This is a genomic window from bacterium, from assembly GCA_041648665.1.
Classification (GTDB): Bacteria; UBA10199; UBA10199; order 2-02-FULL-44-16; family JAAZCA01; genus JAFGMW01.
In genome coordinates, this window is sequence record JBAZOP010000036.1 from 1 (window position 1) to 19,763 (window position 19,763).

Annotated in this window: 30 protein-coding genes; 17 read left to right on the forward strand and 13 right to left on the reverse strand. The window is 57.0% G+C overall.

What is annotated here, in order from left to right; translation table 11 throughout:
* Both WC683_11690 and WC683_11695 read right to left on the reverse strand, forming a co-directional pair.
* Positions 1-617: hypothetical protein (locus WC683_11690; protein ID MFA4973268.1), on the reverse strand; the 617-nt coding region annotated here is incomplete at its 3' end.
* The gene (locus tag WC683_11695) at positions 599-1,075 is read right to left on the reverse strand and encodes a hypothetical protein (protein ID MFA4973269.1); all 477 of its coding nucleotides are present in this window, start codon (positions 1,073-1,075) and stop codon (positions 599-601) included. The genes WC683_11695 and WC683_11690, both read right to left, overlap by 19 nt.
* A 208-nt stretch (positions 1,076-1,283) precedes the next feature.
* Between WC683_11695 and WC683_11700 the strand changes: the two genes are divergently transcribed.
* From WC683_11700 to WC683_11720, 5 genes are all read left to right on the forward strand, one after another.
* The gene (locus tag WC683_11700) at positions 1,284-1,661 is read left to right on the forward strand and encodes a hypothetical protein (GenBank protein ID MFA4973270.1); all 378 of its coding nucleotides are present in this window, start codon (positions 1,284-1,286) and stop codon (positions 1,659-1,661) included.
* A 2-nt stretch (positions 1,662-1,663) separates the two neighbouring features.
* Positions 1,664-2,578, forward strand: a complete 915-nt coding sequence (locus tag WC683_11705; protein MFA4973271.1) for a hypothetical protein — start codon at positions 1,664-1,666, stop codon at positions 2,576-2,578.
* Positions 2,575-2,958, forward strand: a complete 384-nt coding sequence (locus tag WC683_11710; GenBank protein MFA4973272.1) for a hypothetical protein — start codon at positions 2,575-2,577, stop codon at positions 2,956-2,958. Before WC683_11705 ends, WC683_11710 begins: the two co-directional genes overlap by 4 nt.
* 177 nt (positions 2,959-3,135) lie before the next feature.
* The gene (locus tag WC683_11715) at positions 3,136-3,258 is read left to right on the forward strand and encodes a hypothetical protein (protein ID MFA4973273.1); all 123 of its coding nucleotides are present in this window, start codon (positions 3,136-3,138) and stop codon (positions 3,256-3,258) included.
* A complete protein-coding gene (locus WC683_11720; protein ID MFA4973274.1) occupies positions 3,255-4,604 on the forward strand; it encodes a hypothetical protein in 1,350 nt (449 codons plus the stop codon). The genes WC683_11715 and WC683_11720 overlap by 4 nt, the downstream gene beginning before the upstream one ends.
* Before the next feature lie 12 nt (positions 4,605-4,616).
* On the opposite strand, the gene WC683_11725 is transcribed toward WC683_11720, so the two are convergent.
* Positions 4,617-4,802, reverse strand: coding sequence for a hypothetical protein (locus tag WC683_11725; GenBank protein ID MFA4973275.1), 186 nt, complete (start codon positions 4,800-4,802; stop codon positions 4,617-4,619).
* Positions 4,803-4,927: 125 nt separating this feature from the next.
* On the opposite strand from WC683_11725, the gene WC683_11730 reads away from it, so the two are divergent.
* Together WC683_11730 and WC683_11735 are read left to right on the forward strand one after the other, a co-directional pair.
* The gene (locus WC683_11730) at positions 4,928-5,065 is read left to right on the forward strand and encodes a hypothetical protein (protein ID MFA4973276.1); all 138 of its coding nucleotides are present in this window, start codon (positions 4,928-4,930) and stop codon (positions 5,063-5,065) included.
* Between the two features lie 458 nt (positions 5,066-5,523).
* Entirely contained in the window at positions 5,524-6,741 is a 1,218-nt protein-coding gene (locus tag WC683_11735; protein ID MFA4973277.1) for a tyrosine-type recombinase/integrase, read from the forward strand.
* On the opposite strand, the gene WC683_11740 is transcribed toward WC683_11735, so the two are convergent.
* On the reverse strand, positions 6,731-7,216 hold the full coding sequence (locus tag WC683_11740; protein ID MFA4973278.1) for a hypothetical protein: 486 nt from the start codon (positions 7,214-7,216) through the stop codon (positions 6,731-6,733). The genes WC683_11735 and WC683_11740 overlap by 11 nt on opposite strands.
* 73 nt (positions 7,217-7,289) lie before the next feature.
* Here WC683_11740 and WC683_11745 point away from each other — a divergent pair, with 73 nt between their 5' ends.
* The 6 genes from WC683_11745 (at position 7,290) to WC683_11770 (ending at position 11,255) form a co-directional block, all read left to right on the forward strand.
* Complete coding sequence (locus WC683_11745) at positions 7,290-7,532, forward strand: helix-turn-helix domain-containing protein (protein ID MFA4973279.1); 243 nt, start codon at positions 7,290-7,292, stop codon at positions 7,530-7,532.
* A 2-nt stretch (positions 7,533-7,534) separates the two neighbouring features.
* Positions 7,535-7,675, forward strand: a complete 141-nt coding sequence (locus WC683_11750; protein MFA4973280.1) for a hypothetical protein — start codon at positions 7,535-7,537, stop codon at positions 7,673-7,675.
* A 115-nt stretch (positions 7,676-7,790) separates the two neighbouring features.
* Positions 7,791-8,039: a hypothetical protein gene (locus tag WC683_11755; GenBank protein ID MFA4973281.1), complete on the forward strand. Its 249-nt coding sequence runs from the start codon at positions 7,791-7,793 to the stop codon at positions 8,037-8,039.
* Positions 8,036-8,440, forward strand: a complete 405-nt coding sequence (locus WC683_11760) for a hypothetical protein (GenBank protein ID MFA4973282.1) — start codon at positions 8,036-8,038, stop codon at positions 8,438-8,440. The genes WC683_11755 and WC683_11760 overlap by 4 nt, the downstream gene beginning before the upstream one ends.
* Positions 8,437-8,964 carry a DNA N-6-adenine-methyltransferase gene (locus WC683_11765; GenBank protein MFA4973283.1) on the forward strand — a complete coding sequence of 176 codons (528 nt, stop codon included), beginning with the start codon at positions 8,437-8,439 and terminating at the stop codon, positions 8,962-8,964. Before WC683_11760 ends, WC683_11765 begins: the two co-directional genes overlap by 4 nt.
* Entirely contained in the window at positions 8,961-11,255 is a 2,295-nt protein-coding gene (locus tag WC683_11770; GenBank protein MFA4973284.1) for a bifunctional DNA primase/polymerase, read from the forward strand. The genes WC683_11765 and WC683_11770 overlap by 4 nt, the downstream gene beginning before the upstream one ends.
* A 13-nt stretch (positions 11,256-11,268) precedes the next feature.
* Here the strand turns inward: WC683_11770 and WC683_11775 are convergent, their stop codons facing one another.
* Both WC683_11775 and tnpA read right to left on the reverse strand, forming a co-directional pair.
* Positions 11,269-12,309, reverse strand: a complete 1,041-nt coding sequence (locus WC683_11775; GenBank protein ID MFA4973285.1) for a transposase — start codon at positions 12,307-12,309, stop codon at positions 11,269-11,271.
* A gap of 1 nt (position 12,310) precedes the next feature.
* On the reverse strand, positions 12,311-12,712 hold the full coding sequence (tnpA, locus tag WC683_11780) for an IS200/IS605 family transposase (protein MFA4973286.1): 402 nt from the start codon (positions 12,710-12,712) through the stop codon (positions 12,311-12,313).
* Positions 12,713-13,272: 560 nt separating this feature from the next.
* On the opposite strand from tnpA, the gene WC683_11785 reads away from it, so the two are divergent.
* The 4 genes from WC683_11785 to WC683_11800 are packed head-to-tail and all read left to right on the forward strand — an operon-like array spanning position 13,273 to position 16,681.
* A complete protein-coding gene (locus tag WC683_11785; GenBank protein ID MFA4973287.1) occupies positions 13,273-13,485 on the forward strand; it encodes a hypothetical protein in 213 nt (70 codons plus the stop codon).
* Positions 13,482-14,957, forward strand: a complete 1,476-nt coding sequence (locus WC683_11790; GenBank protein ID MFA4973288.1) for a right-handed parallel beta-helix repeat-containing protein — start codon at positions 13,482-13,484, stop codon at positions 14,955-14,957. The genes WC683_11785 and WC683_11790 overlap by 4 nt, the downstream gene beginning before the upstream one ends.
* Positions 14,954-16,318 carry a PKD domain-containing protein gene (locus WC683_11795; protein MFA4973289.1) on the forward strand — a complete coding sequence of 455 codons (1,365 nt, stop codon included), beginning with the start codon at positions 14,954-14,956 and terminating at the stop codon, positions 16,316-16,318. The genes WC683_11790 and WC683_11795 overlap by 4 nt, the downstream gene beginning before the upstream one ends.
* 3 nt (positions 16,319-16,321) lie before the next feature.
* Positions 16,322-16,681, forward strand: coding sequence for a hypothetical protein (locus WC683_11800; protein MFA4973290.1), 360 nt, complete (start codon positions 16,322-16,324; stop codon positions 16,679-16,681).
* A 6-nt stretch (positions 16,682-16,687) separates the two neighbouring features.
* Here the strand turns inward: WC683_11800 and WC683_11805 are convergent, their stop codons facing one another.
* Genes WC683_11805 through WC683_11835 form a run of 7 tightly spaced genes read right to left on the reverse strand, consistent with a single transcriptional unit; the run spans position 16,688 to position 19,757 of the window.
* On the reverse strand, positions 16,688-17,059 hold the full coding sequence (locus WC683_11805; GenBank protein MFA4973291.1) for a hypothetical protein: 372 nt from the start codon (positions 17,057-17,059) through the stop codon (positions 16,688-16,690).
* The gene (locus WC683_11810; GenBank protein MFA4973292.1) at positions 17,046-17,360 is read right to left on the reverse strand and encodes a hypothetical protein; all 315 of its coding nucleotides are present in this window, start codon (positions 17,358-17,360) and stop codon (positions 17,046-17,048) included. Before WC683_11810 ends, WC683_11805 begins: the two co-directional genes overlap by 14 nt.
* A gap of 1 nt (position 17,361) precedes the next feature.
* Entirely contained in the window at positions 17,362-17,643 is a 282-nt protein-coding gene (locus tag WC683_11815) for a hypothetical protein (protein MFA4973293.1), read from the reverse strand.
* Positions 17,644-17,689: 46 nt separating this feature from the next.
* Entirely contained in the window at positions 17,690-17,932 is a 243-nt protein-coding gene (locus WC683_11820; GenBank protein ID MFA4973294.1) for a hypothetical protein, read from the reverse strand.
* A 52-nt stretch (positions 17,933-17,984) separates the two neighbouring features.
* Complete coding sequence (locus tag WC683_11825) at positions 17,985-19,025, reverse strand: hypothetical protein (GenBank protein ID MFA4973295.1); 1,041 nt, start codon at positions 19,023-19,025, stop codon at positions 17,985-17,987.
* Positions 19,022-19,411 carry a hypothetical protein gene (locus WC683_11830; protein ID MFA4973296.1) on the reverse strand — a complete coding sequence of 130 codons (390 nt, stop codon included), beginning with the start codon at positions 19,409-19,411 and terminating at the stop codon, positions 19,022-19,024. The genes WC683_11825 and WC683_11830 overlap by 4 nt, the downstream gene beginning before the upstream one ends.
* A gap of 4 nt (positions 19,412-19,415) precedes the next feature.
* Complete coding sequence (locus WC683_11835; protein MFA4973297.1) at positions 19,416-19,757, reverse strand: hypothetical protein; 342 nt, start codon at positions 19,755-19,757, stop codon at positions 19,416-19,418.
* Between the last annotated feature and the right edge of the window lie 6 nt (positions 19,758-19,763).

Here is a 19,763-nt window from a genome sequence, read left to right on the forward strand (position 1 = left end):
TCTTGCGACATTCGCAGCGGTAATGCGGTTGTCCGCTCTACCTCTGGCAACTTGCGAAGCGCTTTAACCGCGACTTCGAGAGCAGATGGGATTTTTATAATGCCGGCGGCGATGGCGGCCTGTCGAGCAGATGTGTACTCGCCCTTTGCCAACTTCTCGGCGATGTCCGGGCGATCGCGCCAGAGCCGGCGGATGAGGTAGGTCTTACACGTAGTCCCTTTCTTAAAGGTGATTATATCACCTTTATTGGATTCCTCAACAGTGGGTCTCCGGTGATCTGCAAGGGGCTTATCCTTCAGGAACTCCGCGAGCTCTTGTGTTGATAGTTTCCCGACCCCGACGATGTACGCGAGGTCTTTGCCCAACCCCTCTGGCTCCGGGTGCGTCACGAACTCCAAGAACGACGAGAAGTATTCGCCGCCCCTCTTCTGGAGACGTTCCCACCCCCGATACTGACCGAACCGCCGGATATCCCTCTCAAATTTCGTGCGGTCTTGCCCATCTTCGCGAAGTTGCCGGATAAGACTGCCGCGAAGAAATGTTGCCCACGGCCCGGTCCCCTCGAATGCAGACGGATCCCCTATTTCCGCATCCATGTTTACGGTTCGCGTACGCATGGTGGAACACCCCCTTCGGAGTCATAGACGAGGTAATGCCCATATTTTGAGTTTAGCCACGATAATGAGTCTTCTAACTCATCCACACTTAATCGGTTGAGACCCCGATACCGATTATGTGCGTGCAGCTCGGTTGCAGTCGTGCCGTACGGGGCACCCCTGCACATATCCACTCGTTTCATTTTTTTGTCGAGGTCTTTTCTCAGAATGACCTCCAATTCCCTGGGCGTTTTTTCGGGAATCCCGCGGCGTGTACTCTTTGGGATCTTGTCGATGATTGTCTGAAGGCTGTCGCCACCTATATTCTGAAGGGTTTCGAGAAGCTTTACGGCGTCCTTTTCAGAGATGTTGACCCCGCTATTCTCTATCAGCACTTTCGCGATATTGGTAATGGAATGTCCTCCGAGCGATGACATTCCAACTCCATACCTTTCATCACCATACATCTCAATCGTCACCAACTACACTTAGCTCACATACGTGTACAATGAATCGAGAAAATGTGAACTAAGTGATGAAAGTAAAGTGTGTGATGTATGTGTGATATGAGCGGTAAGTGCCGGGCCGATTCCTTTTCTCTTTAAGGTATCTCATTGGGGAAAACATAGTTTCATATACGCACACACAATATTATACAACTGTCCACATTATACGGAGAATTTACCCATGAGTACAAAAGAACTAACACAAGGGGATAGGACGGCGCTCGAAATCCCGATGCGGAGCGGGAACGACCTGTATGTGGCGTCGTTCGTCGCTGCCATCGCCGCGGTCGACGGGGCCATCTCGTCCATGAACAGCATCACCGATTTCCGGCCCGTGCTTTTAACGCGGCAACTCATCGTGAGAATCACCGACGACGAGATCCGGTACAGGCTCTTCGCCAAGCTCGACGAGATGATCGCGAAGATCGACCAGGCGAAGCCGCCCGACGAGCGAGCGCAGGAGCGGTTCAAGATCCTGCAAATCATCGAAGGTGAGTGCGTCGCGTTCCTCGACGAGCACGTCGGCGTCTCCCGTAAAATGACAATCGCGGAGATGTGAGGATGTTCGCCGACCTCATCGCCGACACGCGATACCTCGGCCGCGGCGGGCGGCCGTTCGTCGAGCACGACGTACCGCCCCTCAGCCGGATGCTCGCCGGCCGCGTGACCAGCCAGTTCAACAAAGACGCCGTGCTGCTCCTCGAAGGACCGCGGGGCGGCGGAAAAAGCATGGCGCTCCTCTATCTCGCATGGCGGACGGCACAGGAGATCAGCACGATCCTGCACGGCACGCCGGACCGCTGGCGGGAGCACTTCGATATAGGGCGGAACGTCGCGGTCATCGACGAGGACCGGGTAAACGAGCTGATGGGCACGATCGGCAAGCATCAGGTACTGATCGCGGACGACGTCGGGGCCGGCGGCGCGTGGTCGAGCCGAAAATTCATGACCGATGAGAATTTCGCCTTAAACAAGATTCTGACGATCATGAGGCCACAGAACAACGTGCTCTTAATCTCGCTCCCGGAAAAATTCACCGTCGATAAGGTCGTCCGGTCTTTTTCGACCTATAACGCCAGCGTCGCGGAATCGCTCCACAACAAGGGCATCACGCTGATCAAGGTCCACAGTCACCGCACGATGTTTCAGCAGGGAAAAACCCTGTTCCCGTATTTACAGTACGGCCGCCGCAAGATCGTGCGGTTTATCGCCCGGCTCCCGCCCGCCGACCTCATCGCGGAGTACGAAAAAACGAGAAACGAGCAGACCGGCAAGATCATCGCCGCCGGTGGGAAACGGCAGGAGAAGCCGAAGGTATCGAAGAAAGAACAGGCAATGCAAGAGCACATCGACCAGTACGGCGACCAGATCGCCGCGTTCAAGGCCGAGGGGCTCACGGCATACCAGATTAGCAAAAAAATCCCGCTCTACCGGGAAACCGTACAGCGGATCATGACAAAAATGGAGGAACTATGAGCACACCAGGTATCTTTGACCCGGCCATCCCGGATCGGATGCAGCACGATTTTTCGGCCGATATCTACGAAAAAGCGATGCGCGCAGCGCAGCTCTGCGTCCAGCTAGAGCGCCTGATCCGCGATCCGCGGGGCAATATCACGATGCTCTTCGAGGATTTCCGAGAAGCCTTTGAAAGCGTGGTGATCGTATCGCAGTTCGACTCCGAGGTCGCAAAAAACGACACTCTCATCGTCTCGATCGAGGCGTGGATCCAAAAACCCATATCGAGCGTCGAGAGCGGCGCGACCGCGTATATTTTTGAGGGAACGAGAATGTTCCGGCAATATATCCAGGCCCTCGTCGCCAGCAACATACTCCAGCTCAAGAAGTCCGGGTGACTAACCCATCTGTCACAGCAAGCGGTACTATTTTATACTTATGTAGAGTATTCTCTGCTCAATGGGGAGTAAAACCGTGGAAGTCCGCTCATACCTGCGAAAAAATGTAAATACGCGGCGGAGAACTCGCGTATCGGGATATATCCGCCGAATAACCGGCCGGGGGCCGGACTGACTATGAAGATCGGCACTCTCGAGCTCGGGACGGTTAAAGACTGGCGCGAAGCCGCGCGGGACGGTATAACGGGGGTCGTTATACTCCTCGTGGTCATGCTCGTGACCGGGGGCGGCAAGGCATGACCCTGATCCCGACGCGCAAACCGTCGCGGGGCGTCCCGCTCGATTACGGCAGCGGCACCGACGACCGCATCGCCGCCGCCGAAGGACTGTATGCACGCCAGCAGGAGCGGCAGACCGTCGGAGAGCGCATCGGCGTAAGCTCAGAAGCACGGCCGCCGCCACGGGTCGAGGCGCTCCGAAGACGGATGCGGATGATCCCGCGGCGAGGGGCTGAAGACCGGCCGCTGCTCCTCGATACCGAAGCCGAAGAAGAAGAGGGCGAGCTCGAGGACTACCTTTCGACCGAACCGATCAACCAGGCGAACGATGATGCACGGATCGGCGGTCATGCCATGTGGCAGAGCCTCGGCGGGAACGCCGAAGGGTGGAGATCGAGCGAGGCGTACTTAGCGGGTGAGAACGAACGGATCCGGCAGGGCGGCGTCGCGGGAGCCTTCGGGCGCGAATCTTATGAAGCGTTCCGATCCGATGTCGATGAGTTCAAGCGCATCAGCATCGCGAACGCCATCGGGCTCGAAAGCGAAAATATCAACTCGATCAATCGGGCGGTATCTCGCGGAGACTTCGAGGGGGCGTACCGGGAGCATGGCAACCTCGACGTGGCGCTCCAGGCATCGCAGGACCGGATCGTGCGGATCGGCGGCGACCGTCTGACCGCCGACGACCGGACCGCGCTGCACAATGTCGTGGAGCAAGCACGGATCAACGTCGATCTGGCGCGGGACCAGTTCGCCGCGCAGAAGGCCGTTGATTACGAATTGAATAAGGCGGGGCTCTTCCCGTCGAAGCTCATGAGCAAAGAATTTCCGGCGGCGTTCGTGACGGCCGGTGGATCCGCCGAGGATGCCGGCTCGATCGTCGGGAAGGCGCAGCTGAGCCTGGCAACCTTCCGCGAGCAACAGCGGGCGGCGGTGGAGCTCGAGGGCGCTCTTAAGGGGTTCACGATCCGCGTGGCCGACCTCTCGAAGCTCAGCCCGATCCAGGTGGCGAGCGCGATGCCGGACGCAGCGCCGGCGGGACCGGCTCGATCGGTCGAAGTGAACATACCTCCAGAGCGGCCGGCACCCGTGCCCGAGCTCCGGATCCCGCCCTGCATGATCCCCGAACGGGCCGACCCGGCAGATTCACGAGCGCCATACAGACGGCGCATCTGCGAACACGCACGGCTCCGGCCGAGGACCACGAGCGGGCGCGGACGCCGTGCGAGTACGTGCAAACTCCTCCCGCGATGGGGTATGGAGATGATTGTCTGCGAACACCCCGATGATGCCGGGATCGTGTGCGGCGTGAAGAAACGAGCGATTAAGCGGTTACAGTATTCGGCATCGAGTCGCGCCCGTGCGTAAAAAGAGAAGAGATTAGGTTGCGGCCGGGTGTGCCCGTGCCCATTCACGGATGCGGGCCTCGATCACCGGCTCGTTTTTCATCAGTGCGTCGAATTGCTCGCGGAAGGCGCGCCGAAGATACGACTGTCCTTTTTCAGTATGGAGCATAAAATCGACCAGCGCATCCGCCTCGACCGCGGGATCCAGCTTCTCAGCCATGTGCTGCATGAGAGTACCTTTTACCATTGATTATATACGCTTTATGTTTTGACATGGCAACCATGATATGCCATACGGTTATAGTATTACGCATGACAGCTGAGAGTATCAATGCAGGAGCAGAGATGCCACGCACGAGCGTACAGATGAGCATGGCGACCAGGGACCGCATCAAGACCGTCGGCCGCATGGGCGACTCATACGAAGACGTGATCAACCGGCTGATCGATTTCTGGGAGCAGCACCACAAGGAAGAGAAGTAGACATGGCGGCCATGTGGCATCTGTCCACCACGCGCGCCATGCACTTTTAAGCCACTTTTTTCTATCGAGTCGATACTTTACTCGTCCGCGATATTTTGAGGGGCTTAAAACGCTTTTAATTGAATCGTTTATATACTCACTTCTGCGTCTGTCCACAGTCCGGGCATTGCCAACCGACCGCGACGAACCGGCCATGTGCTCCGCCCTCGCGCCGGTAGATCCTGACCATCCGCACGGGGCCGCTCGCGTGGTTGCACTCTCGAGCTTTCAAACGGGGCATGGTAATGAATACATACTTTGAAAATAAAAAGGTTAGTGCGGTCTTCTTTTGAAGGAATTTTTAGCGATACAGTTATGAACAACAGGATTGTATTTATAAAACGGTGTAAACCATGAGTGATTGTATATACTCAAGTAAATACAATACTTTCTTATAGTCATAGCGATAAGGATAGATCATGGTAGATGCGAGAGTACTGCTCAAGAATAAAATAGCCAGCGGAGAATTGACAGAAAAAGAATCGGCGCTTATATCTCTGTTTTTCAATATGAAGCGCGCCACCAAGGGACTCGCGGGGAAATCCGAAGAGAATAAAACTCGAGCTCTCGTGCAGGCGGTGAAGATGCTGCACCAGTACGGGACGACTTTTGATACCGTCACGACCGACACCGCTCTCGCAGTGTTCGCCGATATCCGCAAGGTCGAAGACGACCGCCCGATCTTCCGCATCAACTATCAACGGGATCTGATCTCGACCTTCAAGGCAGCACTCCTCTACCTCTCCGATCAGAAGTGCATCACGATCGACGAGAAGACGATCCGATCCGTGAAGACGCCGGGCATGGCGTGGGATGCGAAGCGGGCCGAGGACCTGCTTACCAAGGACGAAGCATTGAAGGTTATCGACGGAGCGAGAAACTCCCGCGACCGTGCCATGCTCAGCATGATGTACGACGGGGCGCACCGGCCGGCCGAGCTGCGGCGGCTCAAGTGGCGCGACCTCATCAGCGACGAGCACGGGTACGGGATGCGGACGAAGGTAAAGACCGGGCGGGAGCGGTGGATCCGCTATACCTTCGCGTCAACGTATATCACCCAGTGGAAGAATGACTACCCGACCGATATCAAGCCCGATGGGTTCGTTTTTGTCTCGATGCAGCGGCCCTATCACCAGCTCTCGCACCCTGGCATATGGACCATCGTTCACAAGATCGCCGACCGGGTAGGAAACAAGAAAGTAAAAGCCGGTATCTTCCGCCCATCGAAGATCACGCACGATGTGGAAGACGGTTTCGACCAGGCATACATCGCTCAAAAGTGTTGGGGCAATCTCTCCACCCAGATGATGCGAGTCTATGCCAAGCCCGGGCCGGGGTATATCGATAAGGTCGCCCTCGGCAAAGCGGGGATGCTCACCGACAAGGAGAAGATGCCGGAGAAGGTCGCGGCCCCCGTCACGGATCGGATCTGCCCCCACTGTGCGACGAAGAATCCGGCGGCTGCGAAGTGGTGCATCAATTGTCGCGGGCCGCTCACGGAAGAAGCGAGGGCGACACGATCCGATGCGGAGTCCTTCGTTAACGTCAATATTGCCAAGCTCCCGCCCGGCGACCGCGAAAAATTCATGGACGACCTCGCCGAGCGTGTCGCCCGAAAAATGGCGGCTAAGAATTAATTTTTTCTTTCTCTCGTTTTTTATTCAATTGCGCCCATTTACGGCAGTGTTTATCTTTTCGGTCGGGGCAGTACTTCGCCGTGCTTCGGACCGCGACGAACTCCTCGCCGCACAGTTGACAAATTTTTGTTTTATAGCGTTTTTCTTTCTTAAAATGCTCGTTATGTGCTTTTTTCTCCTCTTTTGTCGAGAGCGTCGTTATAAAATGGGGTTGGTTCGTGGGGATGTAAAACGACCGATGGAAATCCAAGGGGTCGCCGGAGACGTAGGGTTTCCATACCCATTTCCCGTCTGTACAAACGATATTGTTGTCCTTGCAGTATTCAACGAGCGACCGCTCTACTTCGACTCCTTGCAGCCCTTTCTCGAAGACGTACCTTCTCCACGGGCGAAGCGCCAATGTCAGTCGCGGATCTTCATGGCGAAGAATCTCGGTGATAGCTGCATCGAAGGTATCGAAATCTATTCCAACCACGTATAGCCCTTACTCTTCACAGATAATTAAACTTTCTTTATCTGTGAAATACTAAGCCGCGTAATGAATCAGTATGAAACTCTATACACTCGGCGAGACGGCGAACCTTCTCCGCGTGAGTAGAAGCACCCTTTTAAGGCTAATTAAGGGGCAGAAGTTGAAAACCTGCAATATCGGGCCTCGGCTCGTCCGCGTCGAAGAAGCCGAGATCATCCGGTATCTTCGTGCAAGCGGTTTTATGCTCCCAGAAGCGTGCCCGTCCTCCGACGCCAATCAGAATCCGGGCAACGCTACCCCCGCAAGCGGAGGCATGTAAGCATGGGGCAAACCGAGCCAAAGACCTTTCCAAAGTCGTGTCTTCGGTCCCTCCCGCTCTTCTATGCCGAAGCGCTCCAGCTCCTCGCAGAGCGTGGCATGTGCAAGCTGATCGACGATGACCTCCCGGAGGCCACAGGGTGAGTGCAAAAGGGACGGCCGCCGGCTCCTCGACCGGCAGCACGGATGGCACGCCTCGCGGACGTACAACCGTTCTTATGGCGTGCGGCCTCTTAAGCCTTTTCGCGGAGGTGCCGGCATGACCGAGCGCGTACCCATCGTGCACGAGCTCGGGCGCATCACGCTCTATGTCGGCAGAAACGGGCCGATGCTCGGCGTCTTCGCTCGTGTCTCCGTGCGGCCAGAGCTGATCGGGACGAAGCTCGACGACGTGCTCATTCAGATGCAGAACGACCTCGGCGACGTTATGACGAAGGCCGGCTTCGACGGCTACGCCGCACTCGCGGCTCTTGAGAAGGTCCAGAAGGCCGAGGGGGTGCGGCCATGACCGCCGGTACTCTTCGCACCACCGACGAACGGTATGCACGGCCTCAAAAAGCGCCGGCCGTGGTTCTTGAAGTGGACTACCGGACCGTGCCGGCGGACGAGATCAACGGATGGGGGCCGAAGTGTAAAGAGTGCGACCGCAAAATGATACGCGGAAAGTATCGCCGCACAGGTTCAAACGGCGACCATGAGTACGTCACCGCGATGCTGGATCCGCGTCGATATCCGTTCTCCGGTATGGTCGCGGAATTTACCAGCAACGGCCATACAGACTATCTCTGGATAACGGCCGACGTCTGCGATAAGCACTTCTGCGAAGTGACGCCCGAAGAGCTCGAGAAGTTTAAGCAGGACTGCAAAAATCAGACGGCGTGGCAGCAGGATCGGAGGGCGAAACAATGAACGCGGCTCTCTTCTCAAGTGCATCGCCGGAATGGCTCACGCCGGACTGGATTATCTCTGCCGTTCAAGACGTGCTCGGCACGATCGACCTCGATCCCTGCTCGAATTCTAAAGAATTCCCGAACGTGCCGGCGCTCACGACCTTCACAAAGGATTCAGAGCCGCACCCCTTTAACCGGAATTGGCGGGGCACGGTCTATATGAATCCCCCGTATGGTCGCGGGATCAACGGGTGGGTGGGGAAGTTGGTCTATGAGTACAACGAAGGCAATGTCCCCGAAGCGATCGCGCTTGTGCCGTCACGGACAGATACCGGATGGTTCAACCAGCTCGCAGATGCCGCCGTGTGCTGGTGCGCCATTGAGGGGCGCGTAAAATTCGGGCGTGGCAATGGTGGATCGAGCGACCCGGCGCCGTTCCCCTCGGCGCTGATGTACCTCGGCCATAATGTGCCGTTGTTTTATCGGACCTTCTCCGAATTCGGGCGGATCTACTATCAAGTTCCCTCGGGGGTGCACGTATGACCGCCGATTACCACGAGCTCAACCCAGACGGCATGACCTCGTATAAGGGCCAGATGGTCCGTCGCGGCGACCTTCCCGCGATAAAGGCGGCAGAAGCGCAAACGGCGGCGCTCATGGCGGTGGTTGGCACAGAAAAACAATTGTATCACGCTGATACAATCGAAAGTGGTGTGCCAGGCGCCGGCACAATTGTGCCACCAGATACCCGGATGCTCGACGCCGCTCTCGAGTACGCCAGCCGTATGTATCCGGTCTTCCCGCTGCACCGCCCGGGTGCCGGTGGTATCTGCACCTGCGGAAAGATACCATGCCCCGATGCCGGGAAGCATCCGCGGACTCTGCACGGCAAGGACGACGCCACGACCGACAAGGACCAGATCCGCCAGTGGTGGAAACCGGGGCAACAGTGGAATATCGGCCTCGTCACCGGCGAGAAGGCCGGGCTCCTCGTGCTCGATGTGGATAAAGATAAAGGCGGATTCGACAGCTTGAACGCGCTCGAGCTCAAGTACCAGAAGCTCCCCGAAACGCTGCTTATCAAGACGGGCGGCGGCGGGCTGCATTTCTACTTTGCATATCCTCGCGGCGCGAAGATCAAGAGCGGCACGGAAGTACTCGGGCCGGGCCTCGATATCAAGGCGGAAGGCGGGTATATCGTCGCGCCGCCGAGTCTGCATAAATCAGGAAACGAATACGCCGTGCTCCGCGAGGCGCTCCCCCTCGACGCGCCGTCGTGGTTTCTCGCGCTGCTCGGCTCGAATGGATCCGGATCGAAGGCACCGGCACCACCAGTGCCGGAGAAGATCATCGACGGGTCGCGGCACTCGTGGCTCGTTTCCCTCGCAGGGACGATGCGCCGGCGTGGTATGACAGAAGAGAGTATCTTCTCCGCGCTCATGGCCGAGAACCTCGCGCGGTGCGTGCCGCCGATGGGTGAAGACGAAGTGCGGAGTATCGCGGCGAGTTCGATGCAATGGACACCGACCGCGCCGCCGGGCGTACCGGCGATACCAACCGCGACCGTCGACGCCCTCCCCGACGTGGTGCGGAAGTATAACCCGGTACTCGAGGTGCGCTTAACACCGGGCCACTTCATCACCGAGTACATGGATATCCAGACCTCGCGCTCGGATGCCTACCCGGAGTATCACTTCGGTATGGCGCTCGCGCTCCTTTCAATCGTGTGCGACCGCCAGGCAGTGATGCGGTTCGAGTACGGCAATATCTTTCCGAACGTCTGGATATGCTGCCTCGGCCTCACGTCGGTATCTCGGAAGACCACCGCGATCAATGCAGGATCGGCCATTATCGACAGCGTGATGCCCGGCATCAAGCTCCCGGAAGCGTTCAGCCCGGAAGGGTTCATCGAAGAGATGGCAGAGAAGCCGCACGCCTACCTTATCCAGGATGAAGCGGCGGCGATGCTCTCGGCGATGTCAAAGCCGTATATGGGCGAGATGCGCGATCTATTCTGCCTGCTCTTCGACGGCAAGGACTATCACCGGAAGCTGCGGACCGGGAAGAAATCCGAGAAAACATCCTTCGATATCAACGGGCCGTACCTCACGATGGTACTCGGGACCACGCCGGAGCGGTTCAAGGAAACCACGCAGATCATTGATATCCAGTCTGGGTGGCTCCTGCGGTTCGCATATCTCCACCCGGATTATCCGAAGGAATGGAAACCACCGCAAAAAATCAATAAAGACCTCGTGCCACGGTCGATGGCGCTCGCACGCCGCGTGCAGGATCTCGCGGATCTCTTCAAGAACCAGCCTCACTATATCGAGTTCGAGCTCTCCGAGGATGCGCTCGCTGCCTTCACGGCATGGCTCAAGCGGCGCGAGGTGGACCTCATCGACAGCGCAGATGAATCGAAGAGTGCGATGTTCAGCCGGCTCCAGGCTACGGCATTGAAGTTTAGTATGCTCTTCACTATCGGCGGCAGGAGCTTCATCGACGAAGCGAAGGCCGGCGGCATCGTCACCGTTCACACGCCCTATATGGCAGAAGCGATCCGGCTCGTTGATGAATACTTCGAGCCGGTCGGCCTCGCCGTAATGAAGCTGGTGGAGCAGAACCGCGTCGGTAATAACCAAGATAAGATCGTGGACCTCGTGAAGCGACACGGTCGGATCAAGCATATGGATCTGATGCGAGCGATGCATATCTCGAAGCGGGATCTCAATGAAGCAATCGAGGCGCTTCTCGAAAGTGAAGAGATCGCCGCGGCGAGTGTGTCAACCGGCGGCAGGCCGGCGATCTGGTATAGCATCAACCATACCGACTGACATACTCCCACGGCTAAAGCCTGTGGGGTTCTAACGTTGCCGGGCATTCCAGCAGTGCGTCGTGGGGTATCAGTGCTCCCATTGTACCCATCTCTTTCTGGATACAATCGATCATGCTCATCTGACGGAGTGCAATGTTGAATGCCGCATTCACATCAGCATGATCAACGTGCCCGCAGACCGGGCACTTGAACTCCTTTCCCTGCCGTTGACCTCGCGCACCACACCGAGAACAATCCTGCGAGGTATACGCCGGATCAACGTAGAGGACAGGAACGCCGAGCAGCTTGGCTTTGTATTCTACAAACTGTTGCAGTTGATAGAACGACCAACTGTGCAGGGCGTATCTGAACGAACGGTGTTGTTTCCTCGTCTTGCGGATACCGTTCAGATCCTCGAAGACGAGCGCTGCGTGGAGACTCTTCGCCACATCGACAACCTTGCGGCTGATCTTGTGGTTCAGGTCTCGCACGATTCGACTCTCGCGGTCTTTCACCCGTTTCAGCTCCCTGAAGCAACCTTCTCGTTGAAGACGCTTGCGGATTGCTGAATACTTACGGTGGACGTGCAGTGCCGATTTGCCAAGTTTTTCGACCTTCCCGGTCTCCGGGTTGGCAATGACTGCAACGTGCCCGGTCGTGTTCCGGTCAACCCCGATGAACTGTCGGGGTATCATCTCCGGTAGCTCCGGCACGGTGCATGAGATATAGGCGAACTCCCGGTCGATCTCGATCTGGTTGACCTTCTGGAAGGCGGGAAACTGATAGTGCAGGGTTAGATCCAATGGCACGACGCGGATCGTTCGGGCATCGGGATCGACTTTGATGGATTGCCCCGGTACAACAAGGTTGACATTCCGTACTCGCTTGATCGTCTTCTGACTCCCGTACTTCTTGAGGATCTGGTTGGATATCGCAGATTTCAGACCGATCTCCTTGACAGCCTTGGAACTTCTACACGTCGGATTCCTGACTGCAAACTCTGCTACGGCAAACGCTTGTTTCAGTTCGGTACTGAAATCTCTGCCGTGGCGGAGTTTGTAGGTCAGCAACACATTAGTTCCTCTTTTGATCCTCGATATACTTCTTCACGACTTCCTCGGAGATGTGTCCGCAGGACTCGACATAGTAGCTGCGAGTCCACAACGAGGGCAATCGCGTGCGTAGGGGTTCAAACTCCTGACGGAGTATTCTCGACGTATACCCTTTCAACTGTTGCACGATCCAGTGTGGGCTGGCGGTCGGTTTCGTCTTGACAAATAAGTGGAGATGATCCGGCATAATCTCCAGCGTCTCGACGCTGACACCGATCTCGGATGCCTTCTCTTTGAGAAGAACTTCCAATCTGTCAGAAACGGGCGGTTGAAGCACTTTCCGCCGGTATTTCGGACACCATATAATATGATACCCGACGTTGTAGACCGTGGTATTCGAGTGCGTCCACCGTTCTTTTGGCATCTATATAATTATTAGTGTGCCACCAATATAAGGTTTTCGTGGTAGGTAGACGCATTCATCCCACGACTAAAGTCGTGGGCTTTCTGCTACTTTGATCGTAACCTTTATCTCTCTTCGCAGAAAACAACCAAATGCAACGGGACAGTTGCAGTATGGCCCGCCTGGTAACAGGTAGAGGTTTTTGCAGAGGGAACTCCTCAACTCCCCCAGCCCGCTATTTTGCCACACACCATCGCGCAGAGTGCCAGCTCTCTTTTTCCACCGCCCTCGCCCACCGTGCCGCACCCCCTTCATAACCCCGACACCACGAAAAAAAGACACAAGCATAGTATAGTCTGCACCCTTAATAATAAGGCTTATTATCTGAAACAACCAATAACCACGTAACAGCGTGGTGGAATACCGTGAAGGAAAATCGACGCAGAGAAGGTGGTTAATTGATTGCAAGAAGAAGTGGGAGCCCACACCAGACTTTCCACGGTGCGGCGCGGGAACTCCCGAGGAATACCGGGCGCCGAACTATATCTGATTTCTCGTTTCGAGCGACGCTCGCCTATTGCATGACGACGATGGCCCTTGCCGTGTTGCTGCTCGTCATGCTCGTGTCGATGGCCCTTGCTCCCGACCACCAGCTGATCCTCGACTCTAATATCTTCGGCGAGGCGCTGTGGGAACCGTGGGCCTATGGCGGCATCGTCGCGCTGCTGGCGTGGTTCGGTTATGGGATCGTCCGGGATGCATATGATCGCATTGGCGCCGAGGCATCGACATGATCGGGATGTCTGCACCACGTTTCCGGGCGTTCGCAGCTCTGATGGTACTCGCGGCCTGCATCATCGGGCCGGCGCTCGCGGAGAGTTGTACGATCAACTATCCGACGACGATCTATTACAACTCAACGGCGCCGAGCAATGGCGTCGGCGGCGCTATCGGTGCGTATGATGCCCTTGTCAGGATCAACGGTTCGACCATCGAGGCGATCGATTCGGAAGGTACGCCGATAGCGAACGGGACGGCGGGAACAGACGATGCAGCGGTTTTCAATGCAGCAATAAATGCGCTGGGTTCCGGCACCACCCTTGCCATCGGGGGCGGTGATTACACTCCGACATCCCGAATTCTTATCAATAAATCCCTCGACATCATCGGCATCGGCAATCCACGATTCACATGGAACTACGCGGTCGCCCATTACGCCATGTTCTCGTGTTCAGGGTCGAACGGCGGTTTGTATGCTCTTGCATCGGATGTCGCAGAGGGAGATCGGACGTTGACCTACGCCGGGGATCTGTCGTCGATCATTGATGCCGGTGATCTGATCACGATCTCCGATAATACGATCTGGCAACCGGGGAGTAGCGGGACATACGCTACGTGGAAGACCGGCGAAATCCATATGGTTCGGAGCGTCTCGTATAGCAATCCCACCACGACGATCACGCTTGATGATGGACTCCTCCATAACTTTACGACAGCACAGGGCGCCACGATGCAGCATCGCATCCCCATCACCGTGAATATCGACGGCATAACAGTAGCCGGAGACGATCCCGATCGCGCCATCTATCTTATTTCGTGCGATTACTGCAAAGACGGCACGTTTGAGGGCATCACGGCAGAACGGGTCGGGGGGTACGGCATATGCTTTACATCGAGTTATAACATGCTCGTGACGGGAAGCACCTTTCGGGACATGACCAGCGGTGTAAGCAATCTTGGGTATGGTGTCTCGGTGTCAAACGATTGCGCATACATCACCGTCACCGATAGCCATTTTGATAATTGCGGGCACGGAGTCACCGCTGGAGGGACCGGCCCCATCGGCCAACCGCGGGACATTCTCGTTACAGACAGTAGTTTCATCGCTGGTACATCGAGCGCCATCGACGCCCATCAGATCACCGAATCGATGACGGTTGACGGCAACACGATCGGCGGCGTCTATATTTATGGCGGTATTTTGAGTGGAGCGAGAACGTCGATCATCAGGAACAACAAAGTCTGGAATACCGATACGGCAATCGGCCCGAGGGGGACCGTCTCGAACCGGACGTTTATCGTGCAAAACAATTTGATCGACAATGCCGAAAATGGCATTTTTACCAATATTGGCGAACCCAACAGTTTCGACACCCTGATCATTACGGGCAATGTTTTCAAGAGGATTTTGACGCATGATATCGATATCTCGGTTGCGATCCCCCCTTCGGCAGTAATCGAGGATAATGTGGAGTGTTCTCCATGACGAAACTGTCGATGGCCCTTGTCATTGCGATAGTCTCCCTCACGGCCCTCGTAGCTCCGGCATTGGCAGACACGTACAGCGACCAGTTCTCTACAAACAGCAGCGACGAATATAATTATTCGGCAACCTACGCCGTATTATCGTATCCTGGCGACGTGCTGAACTATACTGCGGCCGGCGCCGCTGGTCGCGGGATCGTGAAATCACCGGAGATTTTCTCCTATGGTCTCTACTCAGTTACATTCTCACTCAAACAAAACGGATCGGTCACCGGCGCACAGGACTTCTATCTGATCTTCGGCAATCAGGGAGAGGAGCCGTACGCGTCACCGATCACCTCGTCGGGGTCACGATACGTCATCGCCTGTACGAACGGATCGACAAACCGCCTTCGGATCGGCCTAGTCCAGAATGGCACATACTCCGTTCTCGTCACTGCCAACACGCCGTTCATCCGCAATGTGAATTACACAATCCTCGTGAACTGGACGAGCGCTGGCAATATCTCGGTCTATAAAGATGGCTCACCGCTAACGAACATCACCAATACAAATTACACGAGCGGTTATGCCGGGTTCTCGGCCTATACCGCCGTTAACGATATCGTTCATATCGACTCCTATTCTATCAACGAATCGGCAGTCGCCAACTTCACATATTCATCAACTGGCCTCACCGCGTCCTTTGTCGCCACCGGCGAGAACCTCGGAGATCCGGGCGTCTCCTGCATCTGGAACATGAGCGACGGTGGATCCGCGGTCGGCTGCTCGGCGTTCGATTACACTTTCGCGTCGCCGGGCATCTACTGGGTGAACCATACCGTCTCGAACGTCGCCGGCACCTCGTACTCGAACCAGAGCGTCTTCATCGGGGCCGGCTCTGGCTACTACGCGAAGCTCGAGGTCAACGCATCCTCCGGCTACCCGCAGGGCAACCTCACGCTCTACCGCGGCGAATCAAGCGGCGCCGACACCGTGCTCGGCAGCGCGATCCTCTCCGATCTCGGCCAGAACATCTGGTACAACGTCACCCTCGACCGCACGGCCGCCGGCGTCATGACCGTCTACCTGAACGGCAGCGCGCTTATCTCGGCGACCGACACCACGTACTCGCAGGGCCGGTCCGGCCTCGCGCAAACGGGCGGCAGTTCGACGGCGACCATCTGGATCACGGCGAACGAGATTTATTCGACCATCCTGACGACGCGGGACATCACCGATGTCCAATGGAAGGGGTCGGGCGTCGAGGACGTGACCGCCGGCATCACCACGCTGGCGACGTGGGCCTTCTTCCTCGGGGTCGCTTGCGTCGTAATCGGGGCCGCGTTCGGGCTGAACACGTACATGAAGAGGAGGAGGTGAGCGATGAAACAAGCCTTTGATATCCGAATGGTCATCTTCGGGGTGCTGATGTTCGCCATCATCGGCGGCCTGATCGTGATGTTCGTCGCGGCAACGAACAACACGCTCCCCGAGACGCGGGAAATTGTCGATGTCTACCATAACTGGAGCGACGACTTCTCGGCCGATACGAGCGCAGACTACACGACCGCCGGCACCAGCACGGCAACGTGGGAACCGACGAACGGCGTGCTCAATCTGACGGGTGCGGATGGATCGGCCCTGATCACCGGCGAGACGTTCGGCCCCGGTACGTACTCGATGAACGTCTCCTTCAAGAGCGCGACGAATCCCGGCGGCGTCATCCTCTTTATCGGCCGCTAACTCTTTTTACCCGCGCCACCGGGCGATCGTGCGCTCCGGCCCCGACTCGTCGCGGGCGATCACTTCGATGTAATCCCCTTCGGGCGTCAGGTTCACCGCGGGGATCCACCAGCGGTCGCGGACCCGCGGCCGGTCGATCGTGATCACCGTCTCGCCGTTTTTCTCGATGCGGACGTACTCGACGAACGTCCAGTCACGGCCGCCGAGGTACTGGATATGCACGGCCGTCCCGGCATCGGCCCGCCATATCTTGCAGGAGATCGGGTGCTCGATCGAGTAGTACTGCCACCCCGAGACCGACACGGCGATCATGAGGGCGCAGATCGCCACGCCGACGAAAAACCACCAGTAGGTCCGGCAGAACTCACCAGTTGTCATACTCGGACGTCGACGAACTGCTGAACATATCGAGCTTCATCCGCTTCGTGGCGACGAGGAAGAACACCGCGATACCGAAGATCGCCGGCATGCAGCACGCGAAGTAAAAGATATTGATCATGATGTTGATGTTGCCGGTCGTGTCCCACACGGTCCCCGCACCGCCGTCCATGCCGGCAATCGCCATGTTGGTGATGAACCCGTCGAGGAACATCCCGCCGTAGAGCGCGAGGACCCCCGAGATCACGATGCCGATCACCATGATGCAGAACCCCTCGAAGAAGCTCCAGAAGTCGGTCACGCTATTCACCCAACTCCTGACGCTCCCGCGCCCTGACCACGGCCCAGATGAGCGTGCCGAGCATCGTCAGGCCGAGCATCCCCGCCGCGATACCCCGGATAAACGTCCAGGTATCGGCGGTCTGCTGCGAGACCATCCCGTGCGCGATCATGGGGGATGCGGCCGCGGCCATGCCGTTGAAGAACATCGCGACGATACCGAAGACGAACGCGGCAAAAATGAGGAAGCAGACCACCATGAAGAGGTCGAACGCCCCGCCGTCACTATCGGTATCGCGCTGCATAAAGAATAAGGGATGATATCTCGGGCTGAGTATATAAGGCTATGCGCTACTCCCTCCCGAGCATCCGCGGGCCCCGTGGGATGCGGTGGTCCTCGAGGTGCAGATACTTGTACATGATCGCGGCCGCAGGGAGAAAGAGCCGGTATTCCACCCGGCAGATCCAGCCGTGCAGCCCCTCGTCGTTCCGGTGAACATCCAGGTAGCTCATGAACTCCACGACGCCCATCTTGTAGGCCGTCATGAAGTCCAGTTGCTCCCCGTCTTCGGGTCTTCGCTTTAACAGTGGCATGGTTGTGTTACCTCAAGTTTACTTGCTCAAGTGCTCTTAAGTTTTCGCTACTTTACTTTGCCATAGATATCTGTGATACATTAGAGACATTCCTGTGTGTGTGTTTTTTAATGGGTATGCCAAGTGCACCAGCCCTATGCTCGAATTGTCTCTGAGTGATACGCGTGCCGTGCTCTTTGTTGATGGTTGCCACCGCCTGCTGCCGCGTGATACGCTCTTCGGTGTCGAGCAACCGTGCTATCTTGTAGATGTAGTCATCGAAGGCCGGCAGGTTCTCATCATCCTTGACGGGGGCGGCACACCCCTTCTGCGGTTGCTCTTTGTGCATCTGCTTGTCGACCATCTCCGCGTTTTTCTTCCGCACGACATCATACTCCGCGGCCATCTCGGGCGATGGGGCATAGGAAATCCAGCGGCGCACAACCTTGTTGCCCCCCTGCCGCATATGCACTTGCAGCGTCTTCCCTGCACGGAAGAGCCGCTTGTTCCGAAAGACCTTGATCAGGGTCATGCCGAAGGCGTGCAACTGTTCCGCAATCTCGCCGTAGTAGCGCACCATCGTCCGCGGCACTTTGTCGATGAGGAACGGGTCGGGCACGGAGATCAATAGGATGGTGTTCGCCGTGCGGCACACCTGCAATATGTGGTTGAGTTTCTTGTTCGTGCTCGAGGCGAAGTCCCGACTATCCCACCCCACGCCGGCGTCGTCGAGGATGTAGATGTTGTGCGCTTTCAGGTTCTCCATCTTCTCTTCGAGCGATTCGTCCTGGATGACGGCGACATTGTTGAAGGTGAAGTAGTCTTCGGGTTTCCCGCCGGTGATCTTCGCGATCTCCTCGGAGCACCGTTTCGCGAGGTAGAGGAGCGAGTAGGACTTTCCGCCGCCCCGCTCCCCGACGAGGAGCAGGAGAACGTCTTTGTTGTGCTTGCTCGTCACCCGCTCTGCGAAGATTTCCGCGAGGCTTTTCGGTTCGTTACACCGGGGGTTTTTATCGAAAAACTCCTTGATGCGGAGACCCTTCTCGCCCCTCCCGGCGCCACCGTAGTAGGCGGTATCGTAGGGCGCGAGTGCTTCGGCGATCTGCATCGTCACACCTTCGCGATGATGATGGTGTTCGCGATGCCGATGTACTCGTCTGCATACGCGATGACCTCCCCGGCGGCGTTCTGTGCCGCGAGGATCTTCAGTTCGCCCTTGACCTCGTTCTTGACGTCGAGCGCGTTGATCTTCCGGATCTCGGTGTCGAGCCTCTTCAGGAGGTCGATGCGGATATCGTCCTCGGGGATCTTGATGATGAGGTTCCGCACGTACCAGTAGGGCCGCTGGTCCGTCGGGCCGTTCAGGTTCATCATCAGGATATCGAAGCGGTTAAACCCGTTCAGCATACTGTACAGCCACGCCTCCGGCGCGCTCTTCGGGGCGATGCCGGTCTTGAGGCCGGCCTCGCCGAGATCCGTCACTCCTTCGTCTTCGAGCATCCTATCACGTCCTCGTCGCGAGCAGGCCGCGGTCGAAGAGGTCGTTCTTGAACTGCACGAAGAAGTCGATCCCCTTCAGCACGCGGTCGCGGCTGTACCCCGTGGGCTGCAACCAGTCCTCGAGGTCTTTCCACTTGCCGTTCGTGTAGTTGTGCGAGGTGTAGAAGTAGAGGAGGTTGAACGAGTAGTAGAACTTCTCGTACTCCGCCTCGGCGTTCCCGCGGCCCGTCATGATAATCACCCGTGTCCTCGCCGCTCGATTCGCCGTTTCATTGAGTACAGCGTCGATAGTCTGGAGGATGTGGGCGTGTTCGTGCTGCTGGATCGACCACGATTCGTCGGCCATGTCGCC

Bases quoted from the DNA above. Each gene is read 5' to 3' on its own strand.
- WC683_11725 (MFA4973275.1), bottom strand. From the start codon at position 4,802: ATGGCTGAGAAGCTGGATCCCGCGGTCGAGGCGGATGCGCTGGTCGAT.
- WC683_11785 (MFA4973287.1), top strand. From the start codon at position 13,273: ATGACGACGATGGCCCTTGCCGTGTTGCTGCTCGTCATGCTCGTGTCG.
- WC683_11820 (MFA4973294.1), bottom strand. From the start codon at position 17,932: ATGCCACTGTTAAAGCGAAGACCCGAAGACGGGGAGCAACTGGACTTC.
- WC683_11745 (MFA4973279.1), top strand. From the start codon at position 7,290: ATGAAACTCTATACACTCGGCGAGACGGCGAACCTTCTCCGCGTGAGT.
- WC683_11720 (MFA4973274.1), top strand. From the start codon at position 3,255: ATGACCCTGATCCCGACGCGCAAACCGTCGCGGGGCGTCCCGCTCGAT.
- WC683_11830 (MFA4973296.1), bottom strand. From the start codon at position 19,411: ATGCTCGAAGACGAAGGAGTGACGGATCTCGGCGAGGCCGGCCTCAAG.
- WC683_11760 (MFA4973282.1), top strand. From the start codon at position 8,036: ATGACCGCCGGTACTCTTCGCACCACCGACGAACGGTATGCACGGCCT.
- tnpA (MFA4973286.1), bottom strand. From the start codon at position 12,712: ATGCCAAAAGAACGGTGGACGCACTCGAATACCACGGTCTACAACGTC.
- WC683_11715 (MFA4973273.1), top strand. From the start codon at position 3,136: ATGAAGATCGGCACTCTCGAGCTCGGGACGGTTAAAGACTGGCGCGAA.
- WC683_11755 (MFA4973281.1), top strand. From the start codon at position 7,791: ATGACCGAGCGCGTACCCATCGTGCACGAGCTCGGGCGCATCACGCTC.
- WC683_11750 (MFA4973280.1), top strand. From the start codon at position 7,535: ATGGGGCAAACCGAGCCAAAGACCTTTCCAAAGTCGTGTCTTCGGTCC.
- WC683_11800 (MFA4973290.1), top strand. From the start codon at position 16,322: ATGAAACAAGCCTTTGATATCCGAATGGTCATCTTCGGGGTGCTGATG.
- WC683_11795 (MFA4973289.1), top strand. From the start codon at position 14,954: ATGACGAAACTGTCGATGGCCCTTGTCATTGCGATAGTCTCCCTCACG.
- WC683_11705 (MFA4973271.1), top strand. From the start codon at position 1,664: ATGTTCGCCGACCTCATCGCCGACACGCGATACCTCGGCCGCGGCGGG.
- WC683_11765 (MFA4973283.1), top strand. From the start codon at position 8,437: ATGAACGCGGCTCTCTTCTCAAGTGCATCGCCGGAATGGCTCACGCCG.
- WC683_11735 (MFA4973277.1), top strand. From the start codon at position 5,524: ATGGTAGATGCGAGAGTACTGCTCAAGAATAAAATAGCCAGCGGAGAA.
- WC683_11710 (MFA4973272.1), top strand. From the start codon at position 2,575: ATGAGCACACCAGGTATCTTTGACCCGGCCATCCCGGATCGGATGCAG.
- WC683_11805 (MFA4973291.1), bottom strand. From the start codon at position 17,059: ATGACAACTGGTGAGTTCTGCCGGACCTACTGGTGGTTTTTCGTCGGC.
- WC683_11770 (MFA4973284.1), top strand. From the start codon at position 8,961: ATGACCGCCGATTACCACGAGCTCAACCCAGACGGCATGACCTCGTAT.
- WC683_11700 (MFA4973270.1), top strand. From the start codon at position 1,284: ATGAGTACAAAAGAACTAACACAAGGGGATAGGACGGCGCTCGAAATC.
- WC683_11790 (MFA4973288.1), top strand. From the start codon at position 13,482: ATGATCGGGATGTCTGCACCACGTTTCCGGGCGTTCGCAGCTCTGATG.
- WC683_11835 (MFA4973297.1), bottom strand. From the start codon at position 19,757: ATGGCCGACGAATCGTGGTCGATCCAGCAGCACGAACACGCCCACATC.
- WC683_11815 (MFA4973293.1), bottom strand. From the start codon at position 17,643: ATGCAGCGCGATACCGATAGTGACGGCGGGGCGTTCGACCTCTTCATG.
- WC683_11730 (MFA4973276.1), top strand. From the start codon at position 4,928: ATGCCACGCACGAGCGTACAGATGAGCATGGCGACCAGGGACCGCATC.